Here is a 17542-nt window from a genome sequence, read left to right on the forward strand (position 1 = left end):
TCACTTTTTAAGCGAGCCCTGATCTCTTGCGGCGCTCACTGCCCCCCCTACCACCCACAGGATTCAGCATGCCCCACCCCCACCGCGACCTCTACCACGCCTTCGTCGACCAGGGGCTGGATGCCTGGCTGGCCCGGCTTCCCGACCAGCTCGCCGCCGGCCTGGACCGCCGACGCTACGGCGACCTGCCGGCCTGGGAGAAGGCCGTGGCCAAGCTGCCGGCGCTGCCCGACGCGCGCCGGGTGCATCTCGACCGGGACACGGTGACGGTGGCCTGTGAGCTGGACGACAGCCGGCGGCGCCAGTGCGACAGCCTGCTGCGGGCGCTGATGCCCTGGCGCAAGGGCCCCTACTCGCTTGCCGGCATCCTTATCGACACCGAGTGGCGCTCCGACTGGAAGTGGCGGCGCGTGGCCCCTCACCTGGCGCCGCTGGCGGGCAGGAAGGTACTCGACGTGGGCGGCGGCAGCGGCTACCACGGCTGGCGCATGGCCGGCGCCGGCGCCGACTTCGTGCTGGTAATCGACCCCTCGCCGCGCTTCTACTACCAGTTTCAGGCGCTGCGCCACTTCGTCGGCGACGCCGACGGCCACCGCACCCACTTCCTGCCGGTGGGCATCGAGGAGGTCCCGGCCCGGCTCGGCTTCTTCGATACGGTCTTCTCCATGGGGGTGTTCTACCACCGTCCCTCGCCCCTGGAGCACCTCCAGCAGCTCAAGGAGGCCCTGCGCCCCGGCGGCGAGCTGGTGCTGGAGACCCTGGTGGTAGCCGGCGACGAGACCACCGTGCTGCTGCCCGGCAGCCGCTACGCGGCGATGCCCAACGTCTACTTCCTGCCGTCGTCGGCCGCGCTCTGCCAGTGGCTCGTGCGCTGCGGGTTCGAGAATGTCCGGGTGGTGGACGAGGCGGTGACCACCACGGACGAGCAGCGCGCCACCGAGTGGATGACCTTTCAGTCGCTGGCCGACTTCCTCGATCCCGAGGACCCGACCAAGACCCGCGAAGGCTACCCCGCGCCGCGCCGCGCCGTGGTCATGGCCAACCGGCCGAGATGAAATGCGCTGGGAACTACTGGAACATCTCCAGCAGGGTGGCGTGCCAGGCCGACTCGGGAATGTCCCCCATCTTGCCCAGGATCCGACGTTTATCGATGCAACGCAGCTGATCAAGCAGTACCCGTGCCGGCTTGTCCTGAAAGATCAGCGTCGGCCGGCAGCCTAGGGGCTGCCCCTTGCTGGTGACCGGCGCCACGATGACCCTGGGGAGCGCCGCATTCATATCATCTGGCGAGATGATAAGCGCAGGACGTGTCTTGCGAATCTCGGTGCCCACCGTGGGATCGAGGTTGACCCAGTAGACCTCGCCGCGGCGGATCTCTCGGCCTACCACTGCCACTCTTCCTCATCAGCTTCACTCTCAACCAGCTCATCCCAAACCGCATCATCATGGCTGGCATCATAGCCATCAAACCAGTGACGGCGCGGCTGCTTGACCGGCTCTACCACCAGCCGCTGCCCCTCCAGATGAATCTCGACTTCATCACTGACCCCCAGCTCCGCCAGCATGGCAGCCGGAATCAGTACCCCTTTCGAGTTTCCGATCTTTCTAAGATGCGTCCTCACTTCACCCCTCCTGCCAAATAGGCACTGCGTATGTAATAACATGGTTATTACACTTGAGCATCAGGATGTCAACGCCTCAGGATCACCAGCCAGCGTCCCAGGTTGAGGATGCTGGCAAGCGACGCCGCCACATAGGTGAAGGCGCAGGCGGTCAGCACATGGCGGGCGCCGGGCATGTCGTAGGGGGGGATGTACTCCTTGAGCAGCGGCAGGGCCCGCTGGAAGCTGGCGTCGAACTCCACCGGCAGGGTCACCAGATGCACCAGCGCCGCGGTGCCGAAGCTGATCACAGCCGCGGCCACCACGATGGCCAGGCCGCCGGGCAGGCGGGTGAGCACGAACAGGAAGGGGGCCGCCATCATCAGCACGGCGCCCAGCTTCTCGGCCTTCTGGGCCACCGCCACTAGCCGTGAGCGGGCCAGCAGCGGCGCATAGCCCTGATGATGCTGGATGGCGTGGCCCACCTCGTGGGCCGCCACCGTCACCGCGGTGAGCGAGCGCCCCCCATAGACCTCCGGCGAGAGCCGCACCCGGCGCGCCTCCGGGTCGTAGTGATCGCCGTGATCGGTAGGCTCCACCTTGACCCCCTCGATGCCCAGCCGACGCAGCAGATGGTCGGCCAGCTCCGCCCCAGTGCCCGGGTAGTCATCGCGAGCTTGGGCGTGGCGCTTGATGACCCACTGGGCCCAGACATTGGGCAGCAGGAAGATGGCCAGCAGCAGGAGAACGGCAATAACGATCATCGAGGCGGGGCTCCGGGTCGGCTGTGATGCATTGGACACAGCCTACCAGAGCGGGTTTCCTCGGCGATCATTCCTTAAGGATTGCTCCAGCATTGCTCAAGGCTGTCCCCGGCGCCTTTCGCTGGCGCGACATAGGCAACTGCGATTGCCTTGCCTCCCAACGCTGCTACTTCAGCAGCTCGCGGATGTCCTTGGCCTCCCAGTGGGGGAAGTACTTGCGCACCAGGGCATTGAGCTCGACCTCGAAGCCGGCCCAGTCGACCTCGCCAGTCGGCGTCTCTCCGCCCTCGGCCACCCGGCGCACCATCCCGGCGCCCACCGTCACGTTGGAGAGCCGGTCGATGACGATGAAGCTGCCGGTGCCGGGGCTCTTGTCGTAGGCGTCCAGCGGCACCTCGGCGGTCAGCTCCACCCGGCAGCGGGCGATGGCGTTGAGCTCGAGTCGCTCGGCCGCGTGGCGCTCCAGGGTGTTGACGTCCACCTGATGGAGGATCTCGCCGACCTGCCCCGAGACCGAGCGGCCCGCCAGGCGGATGTCCACCGGACGCCCCGGGACCAGCGGCTGCTCGTGCATCCAGACGATATCGGCCTCGAAGGCGTTGGACATCGCCACCTCGGCGTCTTCGGCCACCAGCCAGTCGCCGCGGGAGATATCCAGCTCGTCGGCCAGGGTCACGGTGATCGCCTCGCCCGGCCAGGCCGCCTCCAGGTCGCCGTCGAAGGTGACCACCCGCTCCACGGTGGAGGTCTTGCCCGAGGGCAGCGCCTTGACCGCCTGCCCAGGGCGCAGCACCCCCGCCTCCAGGGTCCCGGCATAGCCGCGGAAGTCGAGGTTGGGGCGGTTGACGTACTGCACCGGCAGTCGCAGATCGACCAGGTTGCGGTCCCGCGACACCTCCACGTTCTCCAGCAGCTCCAGCAGCGGCGGCCCTGCATACCAGGGGGTGCGCTCGCTGCGGTTGACCACGTTGTCACCCTCCAGCGCCGACATCGGCACGAAGCGAATATCCCGGGCTGAGAGCTGCTCGGCGAAGGCGCGGTAGTCGGCGACGATGGCATCGAAGCGCGCCTGGTCGAAGTCCACCAGATCCATCTTGTTGACCGCGATCACCAGATGCTGGATACCCAGCAGATCGGCGATGAAGCTGTGGCGCCGGGTCTGGGTTTGAACGCCATACCGCGCATCTATCAGGATGATGGCGAGACTCGCGGTGGAGGCCCCGGTGGCCATGTTGCGGGTGTACTGCTCGTGGCCCGGGGTGTCGGCGATGATGAACTTGCGCTTGTCGGTGGAGAAGAAACGGTAGGCCACGTCGATGGTGATGCCCTGCTCGCGCTCGGACTGCAGGCCGTCCACCAGCAGCGCCAGGTCCACGGCCTCACCGGTGGTACCACTCTTCTTGGAGTCCCGCGTCAGCGCCGCCAGGTGATCGTCGAAGATCATCTTGGAGTCGTGCAGCAGCCGGCCGATCAGGGTCGACTTGCCGTCGTCGACGCTGCCGCAGGTGATGAAGCGCAGCAGGTCCTTGTTCTCATGCTCGTGCAGATACTGCTCGATATTGTCGGCGATCAGAGTCGATTGATGTGCCATACAAAACCCTTTAGCTATAAGCCGTAAGCGATAAGCTGTAAGTAAAACCAACCCTAGCTTGCAGCAAAGTCATCTTTGTCCAGCGAGGTGATCAAGCCATATAGCATGGAGGAAATTTCACGAGTCTCCAGCAGCCAATGTCGACCTTGCTGGGAGTCGATATAGTCAATATCCATGCCGATATAGATCTGCGTACGCAGCTCAGAGCAGGAACCTCTTGCGATAATCAGAAAATGCCGTTTGTCCTTGGTGGTATAGCGCGTCATCCCTTCCGCGATATTGCTGGGTATGGATAGGCCGGACCTTGTTATCTGATCCTTAAAGCCGAAATCTCTGAGGTCCCGCATCGCCTTGTAGAGCTCTGCTGACAGCCTTGCCGAGCGTTTCCATACTTGCAGCTTCTCAAAATTCATTGCCGCCACCTCTGCAAACTGTTGGAAGTACTTACAGCTTACAGCTTAGGGCTTACGGCTCTTCTAGGCGCTCCGCGCCTAGAAGTACCCCTCGCGCTTTTTCCTCTCCATGGAGCCCGCCTGATCGTGATCGATCGCCCGGCCGCTGCGCTCGCTGGTGCGGGTCAGCAGCATCTCCTGGATGATCTCCGGGAGGGTGTCGGCGCGTGACTCCACCGCCCCGGTGAGCGGATAGCAGCCCAGGGTGCGGAAGCGCACCCACTTCTCCTCCGGCACCTCGCCGGGTTGCAGCGGCAGGCGCTCGTCGTCAACCATCACCAGCATGCCGTCGCGCTCCACCACCGGACGCGGGGCGGCGTAGTAGAGCGGCACGATGGGAATCTGCTCGAGATGGATGTACTGCCAGATATCCAGCTCGGTCCAGTTGGAGAGCGGAAAGGCGCGGATCGACTCGCCCTTCTGGACCCGGGCGTTATAGAGGTTCCACAGCTCGGGACGCTGGTTCTTGGGGTCCCAGCGATGGAACTTGTCGCGGAAGGAGAACACCCGCTCCTTGGCGCGGCTCGCCTCCTCATCGCGGCGCGCGCCGCCGAAGGCGGCATCGAAGCCGTACTTGTCCAGGGCCTGCTTGAGGGCCTGGGTCTTCATCACGTCGGTGTAGCCGCTGGAGCCATGGTCGAAGGGGTTGATGCCCGCGGCGCGCCCCTCCTCGTTGGTATGGACCAGCAGCTCCATGCCGGCTTCCGCGGCCATGCGGTCGCGGAATTCGATCATCTCGCGAAACTTCCAGGTGGTATCCACGTGCAGCAGCGGGAAGGGCGGCGGGCCGGGATAGAAGGCCTTGCGCGCCAGGTGCAGCATCACCGAGGAGTCCTTGCCGATGGAGTAGAGCATCACCGGGTTGGCGAACTCGGCGGCCACCTCGCGGATGATGTGGATGGACTCGGCCTCCAGCTGCTTGAGGTGAGTCAGCCGCTGGGGCGTCGGCGCTGCCCCGACCGGGGGGGCAGCCGGCTCTCGCGTTGGTGCATGAAGACTGGTCATCGGCCCGGATACCTCGCATGACGATGGGCGAAAAGGATCATGCGAGACAGGGTACCGCCGGGCCAATCATAACGTAAAAGAATGATTGCCTATCTTTTTAGGCCAACAAAGAATATCAGATACGCCTCAGAGGTCGACGCGCTCTACCCACGTAACCCACTCCTCGCTGCCCAGATCCAGCACCCGATAGCCGGGGCGGGAGGCCTCGTCGATGGCGAAGGTCGTCGCGCCGGGCAGGAACTGGTCGGTGGTGGAGGGGCAGCCGTAGACCGCCACCTCGCCCTGGACCTGGTGCTGATGGCTGGCAAAGGCCTGATGGATATGGCCACAGAGGATCGCCTTGACCTGCGGATAGGCCGCCAGGGTCTGCCAGAAGGCGTCGCGGTCGGCGAGGCCGATCTCGTCGAGCCAGGCGGAGCCGATGGCCAGCGGCGGATGGTGCATGGCCAGCAGCGTGGGGCGATCGTCCTCCTCGAGGCGCTCGGTCAAAGCGGCGAGGCGTTCCGGCCCCAGCTCACCATGGGGCTGGCCGCTGACCCGGGAGTCCAATACCAGCAGGCGCCAGTCGCCGAGGTCAATCTCATCGTGGGTCTCGCGGACCGCCGCCATCAACGCCGGCTCGTCGTGGTTGCCGGCCAGCCAGAACCAGGGGCAGCCCAGCCGCGACAGCGTCTGGTCGGCCAGCCGGTAGGAGGCATCGGTTTCGTCCTGGCTGATATCGCCGGTCACCACCACCAGGTCGGGGCGCTCCCGCCCGGCCGCCTCGACCACCGCTTCGAGCTGGCGCAGCGGGAAACCGGCGCGGGAGCGCGCGGCGGGATCGGCGTGAAGATGACAATCGGTGATCTGTACCAGGCGCATCGGGGCAATATCTCGTCAAGGAAGCGGGGGATCAGGGAAGCTGGGGCTGGTCGGCGGCGTGACCGTGGGCCAGGCCGTGGGCCAGCCACTCGCCGAGAAAACGGTTCAGCTGCAGCTTCTCGTCGGGCTGGAACATGCGCAGGTTGGGGTAGCGGTAGCGGCCGTCGAAGTGGCGCTCGCGCTGGAAGTCGGTGACCTCGGCCATGCGCACGTCGTGATAGAGGTGTACCCGCATGCGCGGCGGCTCGATCAGGGCGTCCATGAGGCCGCTCTGGGTGACCCGCACGATGGTGGTGTAGGGCGCGCGCTCGAGCACCGCCATCAGCAGCGTGCCGAAGCGGCCGCGCTTGCCGGCCAGCTCGAGCTCCCGCGTCTCGCCGGCCGCCAGATTGCCCAGCAGCCGGGTCAGGCGCAGGTAGTTGGCGCTGCACTCCCCCTGCAGGCCCTTCAGGTCGGTCACATAGGCGCTTCTTGCCACGCTACCTCCTTGCTCTCAGGGACGCTCGCTGGCCGGCCAGCCAGTGAAAGGCGATCAGACACATGGCATTGTCGAGTCGCCCGGCCTGCAGGAGTTCCCAGGCCTGGGAAAACCCCAGCACATGGACGCGGATGTCCTCGTGCTCTTCGTCGACGCCGTGCACCCCGCCGAGCCCGCTGCTGTCGACCAGGGCGCAGTACAGGGTGACCCGCTCGTCGCAGGCGCCGGGGCTTGGGTAGTAGGTATGCAGTTCGACCAGCTCGCCCACCGGGCAGCCGGCCTCCTCCATGGCCTCGCGGCGCGCTACCTCGGCCGGGCTCTCGCCGGCTTCCACCAGGCCCGCCACCACCTCGAGCTTCCAGGGTGAGTCGGGGTCGCTCAGGGCGCCGGCGCGGATCTGCTCGACCAGCACCACGGCGTCTCGCTCCACATCGTAGAGCAGCACGCCCACGGCATCGTGGCGACAGTGTACCTCGCGAACCACCTCGCCGCTCCAGCCGCCCTCGAAGAGACGGTGGCGCAGGCGCACCTGCTCCAGGCGAAAGAACCCCTGGTGCAGGCAACGCCGCTCTATCACCTCCACGTCGGCGGCGGTGAAGGGCTCGAGCAGGCCGGCGCCCCGGCTCGGGTCGCTGCGGTCGGGCATGCGGGTCTCCGAATTCGACGAATGGCGACCATTATCATGACCGGAGCGGGGCCTGCCAACCTCCATCTTGCCGACATCAAGGATATCGCAGATAGCTTGCATAGCTCGGGGCTGACTGTCGGCAAGCCTGCAAGGAGGCGCTGTGAACCCCTCCCTGGGCGCTACCGGCGCCATCCATGGCGCAGGACCTCCTTTTCGGCTTGCCCCCAGCGCCCCACGCTTTTCGTAACGGCGATAGTCCTTTTGCCGACACGGAAGGGGGCGCCGCGCGGGGGTCAGAGCCGGTCGAGCAGCGCGCTCGCCTGGTCGCGCAGCGCCTCGTCGGAGGCGGGGCGGCTGGCTCGGGCCTCGCCCTCCACGGCGCGGCGGGCGTGCTCGCGCGCCTCGTCCAGGCGTCCCTCCTCCTCCAGGAAGGCGGCGTAGTAGAAGTTGACGTCGATGCCGTCCGGGCGAATCTCGAGGGCGCGCTGGAACATCTGCTCGGCGGTGTCGCTGCTGCCGAAGCCGACCAGGCCGCCGGGCACGCGGTCGTAGAGCGCGCCCAGGGTCACATAGGCCGAGCCGTTGCCGCCCTCGGGGTCGAGCTCGATGGCCCGCTCCAGGGAATCGCGGGCGCTGCGCGCGCTGGACATTGCCCCCAGGCCGCTGCGCTCCCGGGCGTGAGAGGCTTCGATGATGCCGTGCCAGATCAGCGGCATCGCCTCGTCGGGGTGGGCGGCCACCAGCGCCTCGGCCTCATCGGCCAGGGCGTCGAGGGCGCGCCGGGCATCACCGCCTGCCGCTCCGGTGGTGATCGCCTCCCAGCGCTCGGTCAGGGTCTCCACCTCCGCCTCCCAGGCCAGGGCGTTGGAAAGCGGTGCCAGGGTCAGGCCGAGGCCCAGGACAGTGGCCAGCAATCGGGGTCGCAACATCGGGTGTCTCCTTGTTCGGTTCGTTGTTATGCCGCGGCAGCGCCGCGTTGCCACACCCGCAATGTAACGAACGTTTGAATGATCCGCCACTCATGGGGCCATGCGATGCCGCTGTCCCCTTGGCGCCGACGCCCACCTGGCGTATGTTCCAGCCACAGGCGAGACAGCGAGGAACCTCATGAAAGGCCGCAACATGACCCGCTGGCGCGATCCCGCCAAGGACCCGCGCCAGGAGCCCAAGAGCAACCTGATCACCGCCGAGGGGGCCGAGCGGCTGCGCGGCATTCTCGACCATCTCTCGAGGGTCAAGCGCCCCGCCCTCTCGGCCAAGGTGGGCGAAGCCGCCGCGCTCGGCGACCGCAGCGAGAACGCCGACTACACCTACAACAAGAAGGAACTCAACCGGGTCATCGCCCGCATCCGCTACCTGACCAAGCGGCTCGACGAGCTACAGGTGGTAGATCGGCTGCCGGCGGACACCGGCAAGGTCTATTTCGGCGCCTTCGTCACCCTGGAGGACGACGAGGGCGAGGAGACCCGCATCCGTATCGTCGGCCACGACGAGATCGACACCGCCAAGCGCTGGATCAGCGTCGATTCGCCGCTGGCCAAGGCCCTGCTCGGCAAGCCCCTGGACGAGGAGGTCACGGTGGCCGCCCCCGGCGGCGAGACCACCTACGTGATCACCGAGATCGCCTATCGCGATCCTCAGGCATAGGAGCCCTGCCATGCCGGTCGTCTTTCGCTACAAAGGAATCAGGTTTTTCTTCTATTCCAACGAGGGAAATCCGCTAGAGCCTATACATATCCATGCAGAGAGCGGGGACGGAGAAGCCAAGATCTGGCTCGAGCCTCAGATCGCTATCGGCAGCAGCGCTGGCTACAATCGAAAGCAGCTTTCACAGCTCATGCAGCTGGTGGAAGCACATCGTGACGAGATCGAGAGGGCCTGGAATGAGCATTTCCGCCAAGACCGTTAGCTTTGATGACTACACCATGTGGGTCGAGCTCAATGACGGCAGGACATTGGGTGTGCCATTGGCCTGGTTTCCGCGCCTCCTGCATGCCAGCCCTGCCGAAAGGACTCAGTGCCGCATCAGCTATTCCGGCAAGGGCCTGCACTGGGATGAGCTCGATGAGGATATCTCTGTGGAGGGGCTACTTGCCGGCCGTGGGGACATGACACAGCACCACGAGCGTGTCGCCTGATCAGCGCTTGACCGCCCGGTACACCCGGAAGCGGCGGTCGTCGGCGAGTATCTCGAAGCCGCCGAAGGCGCGCTCGAGCAGGTCCGGGTAGGGCAGGAAGGCGTTGGCCACCAGGATCAGCGCGCCGCCGGGGCGCAGGTGCGCCGGGGCCTCGCGAATCAGCCGCCCGGCCGGGCCGTAGTCGATGGCCCGCTCCTGGTGGAAGGGCGGGTTGCTGACGATGGCATCGAAGGTTCGCTCGGCCAGCGCCGAGTAGACATCGCTCTCCAGCGCCTCTGCCCTCAGGGCGTCGCCCGCCGGGGCATTGGCGGCGAGGGTGCGCCGGGTCGCCTCCACGGCGAAGGCGTTGACGTCCACGGCGGTGACCGCGTGCCCCCGGCGGGCCAGCCAGGCGGCCAGGATGCCGTCGCCGCAACCCATATCCAGAATATCGCCCAGCGCGCCTCCCGAAGCGTCGCCTGCCGGCAGCGCGCCTGGCAGGGTCTCCAGCAGCAGCCGGGTGCCGTCGTCGAGCTTGCCGTGGCCGAAGACGCCGGGGTGGCTGGCCAGGGTGAGCCGCTCGGCTCCCGGGTCGACCTCGAAGGAGGTCCAGGCCGCCTCGGGGTCGAGTGCCACCCGGTCCAGTCGCGTCTGGAACAGCGAGCAGCGCCGGGCGCTGTCGCGCTTGCGCGAGCCCAGGCCCAGCGCGGCCAGCACCTTGAGCACCCGCTTGATGCCGCCCTGGTTCTCCCCCACCAGCTGCAGCGGCGTCCCCGGCGGCAGCGCGGCGCACAGCCACAGCAGCCACCACTCCCCCAGCGCATGACTCTTGGGCCAGAAGAGCACCGCCCCGGGGGGCGGCGGCGTGCCGGGCGCCACCTCGAAGGGCGAGACGGCGGGCCGCCCGGCGGCTTGCCAGGCAGCGCGCACCGCCAGATCGGCGCTGATCGCGGTGCCCCGCCCCCCCTCCAGCCAGGGGTCCCGGGGCGGGGCCACCCACCACCAGCCGCGGTAGTCGGCGTCCTGGCGCGCCAAGAGCTGGCAGACCGGGGTCACGGCACGGGTCGTCTCGGGTCCGGCGTCTTGCGTCAAGGTCAGGGCTCCTCGGCGGATGTCGCAGTGACGGCGGCCTCTGGGCGCACCAGGGTGTAGAGCAGGTAGCGACCCAGCCGCCAGTGGGGGTCGACCCGGCAGTAGCGCCACTCGAGCTCGATCAGCCGGGTCAGGTCGTCGCCCGCGGCCGGCGGCTGGCGCAGGTAGTCGTGGAAGACGCGAATCCCCGCCACGGCGCGCAGCTCGAGGCCGCACTCGGCGCTCCAGGCCGCGATCTGGGCATGGGTCAGGGGCGAGATCGGCGTCAGCCGCTGGCGCAGCCCCTTGCCCTCCAGGCGATCCGCCAGGGCCTTCTCCAGGTTGCCCTTGACCACGTTGGAGAGCCGCAGGGCGTCGCGATTGAAGACCATCAGCGAGAGCTGGCCGCCCGGCGCCAGCCGCGCCGCCAGGGTGGCCAGCGCCGCGCGCGGGTCGGCGAGCCACTCCAGCACCGCATGGCAGGCGATCAGCGACCAGGGGCCGGGCGCGACGTCGGGAAGCCGCTGCAGCGGCGCATCCACGAGTGTCACGGGCCATCCGGTCAGCTGCGCGCGCGCCCGCTCGCGCATCTCGGCGGCGGGCTCCACCAGGGTCACGGCGTGGCCGCGCTCGGCAAACCAGGCGGCCAGCTGGCCCAGTCCGCCGCCCACGTCGAGCAGCGGCTGCCCCTTGAGGGCCAGCATCTCCGGCAGCAGGCGGTCGAGCAGCGCCAGGCGCAGCTCGCCGCGGGCCTTGCCATAGAGGCTGGCGGCGAACTTGTCGGCCAGGCCGTCGAAGTGGCGGTCGCCGGCCGGCGTCAGAAAGGCATCGGTGTCGGGCATGGCGGCGCATCGGTGGTCGCGGGTGGCCGCATTCTACCCGGCTTTGCCCGAGGACTCACGATCAACGGCGGCCGGGCGCGGCAGATGGTGGGCCCAGGGGGTATCGGCCTCGATCTGCGCCGCCAGAGCCAGCAGGCGCCGCTCCTCGCCCATGGGGCCGAGCACCTGCACGCCCACCGGCAGTCCCTCGGGCGTGATATGCAGCGGCAGCGACATGGCCGGCTGGCCGGTGAGGTTGGCCAGCTGGGTGAAGGGGGTACGCGCCAGGGATTCCCGGGCCAGACGCTTGAGCATCCCCGCCTTGAGCGCCAGCGCAGGCATCCCGGGCAGGGCCAGCAGCGCCATCAGCCGCTCCCTGGCCGGCGGCGGGTAGAGCTCGCCCCGCCGCGGCGCCGGAGCGGCGGCCACCGGCATCAGCAGCACGTCGAAGCGGCGGTGAAAATCCGCCATGGCCCGGGCCACGTCGTTCCAGTAGCGCTTGGCTAGCTCGTAGTCGCGCACCGGCAGACGGCGCCCCAGCCGGCCGATGGCGCGGGTCGAGGGCTCGATGGCCAGCCGCGACACGGGCACCCCGGTCTGCCGGGCGATCCAGGCCAGGTCCGCCGAGAGATGGCCCAGGTAGAGGGTCAGATAGCTGTCGGCCAGCCGTTCGCCGTCCACCGGCGGGTCGGCCCACTCGACCCGGTGCCCCAGCGCCTCCAGCTGCGTGGCGGCCCGCTCCACGGCCTGCCGCACCTCGGGGTCGAGCCGGGTGCCAAGGGCATTGCCCAGCGGCTCGCCTAGCGAGACCGCCACCCGCAGCGGGCCGGGCACTCGCTCGGTGGCCGCCAGGAAGCCCTGCTCCCGGGGCAGCGGCCAGGGGCTGCCGGGGTCCATGCCGTTGACGGCGTCGAGCAGCGCGGCGCTGTCGCGCACGCTGCGAGTCAGGGCGTGCTCCACCACCGCAGCCTGCCACACCTCGGCGAACATCGGCCCCAGGGGCACCCGCCCTCGGGAGGGCTTGAGGCCGAAGAGCCCGCAGTAGCTGGCGGGGATGCGGATCGACCCGCCGCCGTCGCCGGCCATGGCCAGCGGCACCAGGCCGGCGGCCACCGCGGCCGCCGCCCCGCCGCTGGAGCCGCCCGGCGAGTGCTCGGGCGCCCAGGGATTGACCGGGTGGGGAAAGGCGCGCGGCTCGGTGATGCCCATCAGGCCGAGCTCCGGGGTGGCCGTCTGGCCGAGGATCGTCAGGCCCGCCTCGCGCAGCCGGGTGACCAGGGTGGCATCCTGCGGCGGCCGCCAGTCGGCCAGGGCCGCACTGCCAAAGGCCAGCGGCTCGCCCTCGATGGCCATCAGCAGGTCCTTGGTCAGCGTCGGCACCCCAGCGAAGGGGGCGTCGGCGGCGACCGCCCGCCCCTCCTTCGCGGCGCGCGCGAAGCGGGTGCGCACCACCGCGCCCAGCGAGGGATTGTGCGCCTCGATGGCCGCGCAGGCGGCAGCGAAGACCTCGTCGCGGCTCACCTCCCCCGAACGAATCAGCGCCGCCAGGCCCAGGCCGTCGTAGCGCCGGTACTCATGACTCTCCATGGATCGCCTCCTCGGTCAGCCCCCGGTGCCCCCTGCCTCGCGTCGACGCTGCCAGCCCGCCAACCGCTCCCGGCCGTGCTCGAGATAGGAGAGCAGCGCCGGGGTGACCAGCAGCACCAGCAGGGTCGAGCCGCCCAGCCCAAAGGCGATGGAGGCCGCCATGGGGATCAAAAACTGCGCCTGCAGCGAGGTCTCGAAGAGCAGCGGCAGAAGGCCACCGATGGTGGTCAGGGAGGTGAGCAGCACCGCCCGCACCCGCTGCACCACCGCCTCGTTGAGCGCCTCGTCGATGGCCAGGCCGCGGTCGCGCTGCTCGCGGTAGAAGGTCACCAGGATGATGGCGTTGTTGACCACGATACCGGAGAGGCCGAAGAGACCAAACAGCGACAGGATGGTCAGCTCGATGCCCAGCAGCCAGTGGCCGAGCAGCGCCCCCACCAGCGAGAAGGGAATGATCGCCATGACGATCAGCGGCAGGCTCCAGGAGGCGAAGACCCAGGTCAGCACGCCGTACATGAGGCCCAGCCCCACCAGCAGCCCGACCCGCATATCGGCCAGGGTCTCGCGCTGGTCGGCGGCGCGCCCCTCGAAGCTGTAGCTCAGGTGGTGGTCCCGGGCCAGCGCCGGGAGCACCGAGGCCGAGAGGCTCTCGCGGATCTGCTCGGCGGAGGTCGCCTGGGTATCGATCTCGGCGGTGACCTCCACCGCCAGCCGACCGTCGGCGTGGCGCAGCGCTTCGAAGCCCTGGCGATGGGAGAGGGTCATGACCTGATCCAGGGCTACCTGGCGGCCGTCGGGCAGGGCCACGGCCAGGCTCGACAGGGTCGCCAGGCGCTCGCGCTGCTCCCGGGGGAGCTGGACGCGCACCTCGACCTCGTCGGCGCCCGCCTGGTGCACCTGGACCACCCGACCGTCGAAGGCGGTGCGCAGCTGGTTGCCCAGCTCGGCGGTGGTCAGCCCCAGCGCCTCGCCGAAGGCGTTGACCGAATAGACCAGCTGCTCGCGCCCCCAGGGCATGTCGTCGGCGGTGTCGAGCACCCCGGGCAGGCTGGCCAGCGACTGGTTGAGGGAGTCGGCGGCGCGGCGCAGGGCCATGGGGTCCTCGCCGGTCAGGCGGATATTGACGTCGCGCCCGGGCGGGCCGGCGGCGCGCTCGTTGATGGCCAGGGCGTCGAGCCCGGCCGGTTCCTGGATGCGGTCGCGCCAGGCGCGAATGAACTCGGTGTTGCGCACGTCGCGGTCGTCCGGCGAGGTCAGCTCGATCATCAGCGAGCCCACTTCGTCGGCGCTGCGGCTGGGCGCCCCGCCCTCCAGGGTCGCGCCATAGCGGGTCACGGCGATCTCGACCAGCCCGCCGCCCAGGGCGCGGTCGGTCTCCTCGAGGCTTTCTTCCAGGTGATCGAGGAAGGCCGCGACGCGGCCGCGGTCGGTGCCGGCCACGAAGCTGGCGTTGGCATAGAGCACGCTGGGCTCCGGGGCCGGGAAGAAGTTGAAGCCGATGCGCCCCCCGGCCAGCAGTCCCACGGTGACCAGGGTCACCGCCAGGGCCGTTGCCAGGGTGGCCGCCCGGTGGCGCAGGGTCAGCGCCGAGAAGCGCCGGAAGGGGCCCTCGCGGAAACGCTGGAAGCCGGCCTCGAAGCCGGCGCGCCAGCGGGCCAGCCCGCGCGGGGCCCGCTCGCCGCCGCGGCGCGGCACGAAGGCGTTGCGCAGGTGCGCCGGCAGCACCACGAAACACTCCAGCAGCGAGGCGATCAGCACGCAGATCATGATGATGGGGATGTCGCCGAGGATGTTGCCGATCACCCCGCCTACCATCAGCAGCGGCATGAAGGCCGCCACCGTGGTCAGCGACGAGGCCAGCACCGGCCACAGCATGCGCCGCGCCGCTCCCGCCGAGGCGTTGCGCGGCGCCTCGCCCAGGCGATGGTGGGCATCGGCGTCCTCGCCCACCACGATGGCGTCATCGACGATCACCCCCAGGGCCATGATCAGCGCGAACAGCGACATCATGTTGATCGAGCCGCCGATGCCCCAGAACACCCCCAGGGCGGCCATGAAGGCGGTGGGAATGCCGATGGCCACCCACAGCGCCACCCGCGCCGGCAGGAAGAAGTAGAGCAGGATCACCACCAGCAGCAGGCCGGTGGCGCCGTTGGTGACCAGCAGCTTGATGCGCTCGTCGATCAGCTGCCAGGATTCGTCGTGGACCTCCAGGGTGACGCTGTCCGGCAGCGTCGGGCGGGTCTCGTCGAGCCAGTCATCGAGCAGGCGGGCCGCGGCCAGGGAGTTGCCGGCCTCGGCGCGCTGCAGCTGCAGCTCCACCGCCGGCTTGCCCAGCCGGCTGAGCGCCACCTCGCCCTCCCGCGACTCCTGGCGCACCACCGCGATATCGCCCAGGCGCAGCTGGACCCGGTCGCCGCTGAGGATGGCCAAGTCTTCGAAGGCCAGGGGATCGCGGCGCTGCTCCAGGGAGCGCAGCTCACGGGCGCTGTCCTGCTGGCCCAGGATGCCCGCCGGCAGGTCCCGCGACATGCCCTGCACCCGATCGGCGATCGCCTCCAGGGAGAGCGACAGGCCCTGCAGCCGCTCGGCCGGCACCTCGATGCTGATCTGCTGCTCGGACAGTCCGGCGATCTCCACCCGGTCGATGCCCCGGGCCAGCAGTTCGTCCTCGAAGCGCTGGGCCAGCTGGCGCAGCTCGCGCCGGTCCAGCTCACCGTACACCAGCAGCCGCGCCACCGGCTCGAAGCGGGCTAGCCGGGTGACCTGGGGCGTCTCGGCGTCCGCCGGCAGGTGGGAAAAGCCGTCGACCTCCTGGCGCACCTCGTCCAGGGCCAGCACCGGGTCGGTGCCTTCGACGAACTCCAGGGTGATGTTGGCGATGCCCTGGGCGGAGGTGGAGGTCATGCGCTTGAGTCCCTGGAGGCTGCGCAGGCGCTGCTCCAGGGGATTGGTGATGCCGGCCTCCACATCCTCGGCGGAGGCCCCGCTCCACACCACCCGCACGCTGACCACGTCCAGGGCGAAGGTGGGAAAGAACTGGACATTCATGCGCGCGATGCCCAGCGCCCCGCCCAGCAGCATCACCAGCATCACCAGGTTGGCGGCCACCCGGTGGTGAACGAAGAAGCCGATCAGGCCGCGGCGACGGGTCATGCCTCGGGCTCCTCGCCGTCGCCATCCCGGCCGCCGGCCTCGGCGAGCTCCACGCGCAGCCCCTGCATGGCGTTGGGCAGATGGGTGACGGCGATGCGATCCCCCTCCTCCAGCTCAGCGGCGCGCACCAGCAGCCAGCGCTCGCCCTCGGGCCCCGGAGTCTCGCCGAGCCGCTCGACCCGGGTACGCGCCAGGCGGCTATCGGCATCGATACGGTAGAGCACGTCGCTGCCGTGCAGGGCGCTGAAGGGCACCGCCAGCGCCCGCTCCACCGCGGGGCGCTCCAGCACCACCGCCACCAGGCTGCCCGGACGCAGCCCTGCCGCCGGCCCCTCCAGGCTCAGGATCGCCTCGGTGCCGGCGGGGTCGCCCTCCCCGGCCAGGCGTTCGAGCACGAAGCGCTGGTCGCCCTCCACGGCCCGGGCCGTCAGCGTCTCGCCCCGGTCGAGCCGCGCGCCGAGCTCGGCCTGATAGCGCTGGGGAAGGCGCGCGCGCAGCTCCAGGCCGTCGGGGGGATAGAGCGAGAGCAGCGCGGCACGGGCGCCCACCTGGTCGCCCGGGGCCACCTGCACGCCGCTGACCACCCCCTCGAAGGGAGCCACCACGCGGCTGCGCTGGGCGTCGCGCCGGGCCGCATCGCGCAGCGCCTCGGCCCGGGACAGCTGCGCCTGGAGGCGTCGCAGCCGCGCCGGATGCTCCGCCAGCTGGCTCTCGCGCTGGGTCACGGTGAGGCGCGCCTGGGCCACGGCGTCGCGGGCGGCATCCAGCTCCGACTGCGACGACAGGTTGCGCTCCACCAGCGAGCGGGTGCGCTCCAGCTGGCGGGCGGCGTTGCCGAGGATCTCACGCTCGCGCTCCAGCGCCTGGCGGTCGTTGTCGTGGCGAAGGCGCTCGTTGTCGATCTGCGCCTCCAGGTCCGCCACCTCGGCCTCGGCCTGGCGCAGCGGCGGCAGCGTATCGGCTTCGTCCAGCGCCACCAGCAGGGCACCGGCGGCGACCCGCTGGCCATCGCGCACCGGGCGCTCGGCCACCCGCCCGGCCAAGGGCGCCACCAGCTGGATTCGCTCAGGCGCCACCACCTCCCCGAACAGCGGCAGCACCGGCACCCGTTCGGCGAAGCTTACCGACATGGCCTCCACCCGCCAGCTGCGCTCCTGGGGCGTCACCGCCGGCGGCTCGGGCCGCGTCAGGCGCAGGGCGAGAAAGCCGGCCACGCCGATGGCCAGTATCAGCACGGGAACCAAGCGTTTGATCATCGGAAAATCCCGGAACAAGCTAAGAACAAAATGGAATGACAGGATGCCACTATACCGGCTTCGGCCTCGGAAGAAGAGACGCCCAAGGGGAATATCACGGAGACAAAGCGCCGCACCGAGCGTACCGGCGGTTTATCTCCCTCGCCGCATTCCC

The 17542-nt window shown here is 69.2% G+C and carries 19 protein-coding genes; 4 read left to right on the forward strand and 15 right to left on the reverse strand.

Going from position 1 to position 17542, the window contains the following annotated elements:
* Positions 1–68: 68 nt before the first annotated feature.
* On the forward strand, positions 69–1055 hold the full coding sequence (gene cmoB, locus ACZIYR_RS13545) for a tRNA 5-methoxyuridine(34)/uridine 5-oxyacetic acid(34) synthase CmoB (protein ID WP_483527041.1): 987 nt from the start codon (positions 69–71) through the stop codon (positions 1053–1055).
* Between the two features lie 13 nt (positions 1056–1068).
* Here the strand turns inward: cmoB and ACZIYR_RS13550 are convergent, their stop codons facing one another.
* From ACZIYR_RS13550 to ACZIYR_RS13595, 10 genes are all read right to left on the reverse strand, one after another.
* Positions 1069–1395, reverse strand: coding sequence for a type II toxin-antitoxin system PemK/MazF family toxin (locus ACZIYR_RS13550; RefSeq protein ID WP_483527042.1), 327 nt, complete (start codon positions 1393–1395; stop codon positions 1069–1071).
* The gene (locus tag ACZIYR_RS13555) at positions 1383–1622 is read right to left on the reverse strand and encodes an AbrB/MazE/SpoVT family DNA-binding domain-containing protein (protein ID WP_473034248.1); all 240 of its coding nucleotides are present in this window, start codon (positions 1620–1622) and stop codon (positions 1383–1385) included. The genes ACZIYR_RS13550 and ACZIYR_RS13555 overlap by 13 nt, the downstream gene beginning before the upstream one ends.
* 68 nt (positions 1623–1690) lie before the next feature.
* Positions 1691–2365 carry a zinc metallopeptidase gene (locus ACZIYR_RS13560; protein WP_483527043.1) on the reverse strand — a complete coding sequence of 225 codons (675 nt, stop codon included), beginning with the start codon at positions 2363–2365 and terminating at the stop codon, positions 1691–1693.
* A 166-nt stretch (positions 2366–2531) separates the two neighbouring features.
* Positions 2532–3956: a sulfate adenylyltransferase subunit CysN gene (gene cysN, locus ACZIYR_RS13565; RefSeq protein WP_483527044.1), complete on the reverse strand. Its 1425-nt coding sequence runs from the start codon at positions 3954–3956 to the stop codon at positions 2532–2534.
* Between the two features lie 53 nt (positions 3957–4009).
* Positions 4010–4369: a four helix bundle protein gene (locus ACZIYR_RS13570; protein WP_473034249.1), complete on the reverse strand. Its 360-nt coding sequence runs from the start codon at positions 4367–4369 to the stop codon at positions 4010–4012.
* Positions 4370–4447: 78 nt separating this feature from the next.
* A complete protein-coding gene (gene cysD, locus ACZIYR_RS13575) occupies positions 4448–5413 on the reverse strand; it encodes a sulfate adenylyltransferase subunit CysD (protein WP_483527045.1) in 966 nt (321 codons plus the stop codon).
* Positions 5414–5539: 126 nt separating this feature from the next.
* Positions 5540–6274, reverse strand: a complete 735-nt coding sequence (locus tag ACZIYR_RS13580) for a phosphodiesterase (RefSeq protein ID WP_483527046.1) — start codon at positions 6272–6274, stop codon at positions 5540–5542.
* Between the two features lie 31 nt (positions 6275–6305).
* Complete coding sequence (locus ACZIYR_RS13585) at positions 6306–6752, reverse strand: DUF1249 domain-containing protein (protein WP_483527047.1); 447 nt, start codon at positions 6750–6752, stop codon at positions 6306–6308.
* Between the two features lies 1 nt (position 6753).
* Positions 6754–7398, reverse strand: coding sequence for an NUDIX domain-containing protein (locus tag ACZIYR_RS13590; protein ID WP_473034252.1), 645 nt, complete (start codon positions 7396–7398; stop codon positions 6754–6756).
* A 275-nt stretch (positions 7399–7673) separates the two neighbouring features.
* Positions 7674–8309: a tetratricopeptide repeat protein gene (locus ACZIYR_RS13595; protein ID WP_483527048.1), complete on the reverse strand. Its 636-nt coding sequence runs from the start codon at positions 8307–8309 to the stop codon at positions 7674–7676.
* Positions 8310–8487: 178 nt separating this feature from the next.
* Between ACZIYR_RS13595 and greB the strand changes: the two genes are divergently transcribed.
* From greB to ACZIYR_RS13610, 3 genes are read left to right on the forward strand one after another with little or no spacing between them, the layout of a single operon-like run.
* Entirely contained in the window at positions 8488–9027 is a 540-nt protein-coding gene (gene greB / locus ACZIYR_RS13600) for a transcription elongation factor GreB (protein ID WP_473034254.1), read from the forward strand.
* Positions 9028–9037: 10 nt separating this feature from the next.
* Entirely contained in the window at positions 9038–9289 is a 252-nt protein-coding gene (locus ACZIYR_RS13605; protein ID WP_473034255.1) for a DUF4160 domain-containing protein, read from the forward strand.
* Entirely contained in the window at positions 9264–9518 is a 255-nt protein-coding gene (locus ACZIYR_RS13610; protein WP_473034256.1) for a DUF2442 domain-containing protein, read from the forward strand. Before ACZIYR_RS13605 ends, ACZIYR_RS13610 begins: the two co-directional genes overlap by 26 nt.
* Here ACZIYR_RS13610 and ACZIYR_RS13615 read toward each other — a convergent pair whose 3' ends face one another.
* The 5 genes from ACZIYR_RS13615 to ACZIYR_RS13635 are packed head-to-tail and all read right to left on the reverse strand — an operon-like array spanning position 9519 to position 17388.
* Positions 9519–10589 (reverse strand): methyltransferase, encoded by a 1071-nt coding sequence (locus ACZIYR_RS13615; RefSeq protein ID WP_483527049.1) that lies wholly within the window; start codon positions 10587–10589, stop codon positions 9519–9521.
* 2 nt (positions 10590–10591) lie between these two features.
* Positions 10592–11410: a methyltransferase domain-containing protein gene (locus ACZIYR_RS13620; RefSeq protein ID WP_483527050.1), complete on the reverse strand. Its 819-nt coding sequence runs from the start codon at positions 11408–11410 to the stop codon at positions 10592–10594.
* A gap of 33 nt (positions 11411–11443) precedes the next feature.
* The gene (locus tag ACZIYR_RS13625; RefSeq protein WP_483527051.1) at positions 11444–12976 is read right to left on the reverse strand and encodes an amidase; all 1533 of its coding nucleotides are present in this window, start codon (positions 12974–12976) and stop codon (positions 11444–11446) included.
* A gap of 15 nt (positions 12977–12991) precedes the next feature.
* Positions 12992–16132 (reverse strand): efflux RND transporter permease subunit, encoded by a 3141-nt coding sequence (locus tag ACZIYR_RS13630; protein ID WP_483527052.1) that lies wholly within the window; start codon positions 16130–16132, stop codon positions 12992–12994.
* On the reverse strand, positions 16129–17388 hold the full coding sequence (locus tag ACZIYR_RS13635) for an efflux RND transporter periplasmic adaptor subunit (RefSeq protein ID WP_483527053.1): 1260 nt from the start codon (positions 17386–17388) through the stop codon (positions 16129–16131). Before ACZIYR_RS13635 ends, ACZIYR_RS13630 begins: the two co-directional genes overlap by 4 nt.
* Positions 17389–17542: the final 154 nt, after the last annotated feature.

It is taken from the genome of Billgrantia sp. NRB1 (assembly GCF_056921725.1).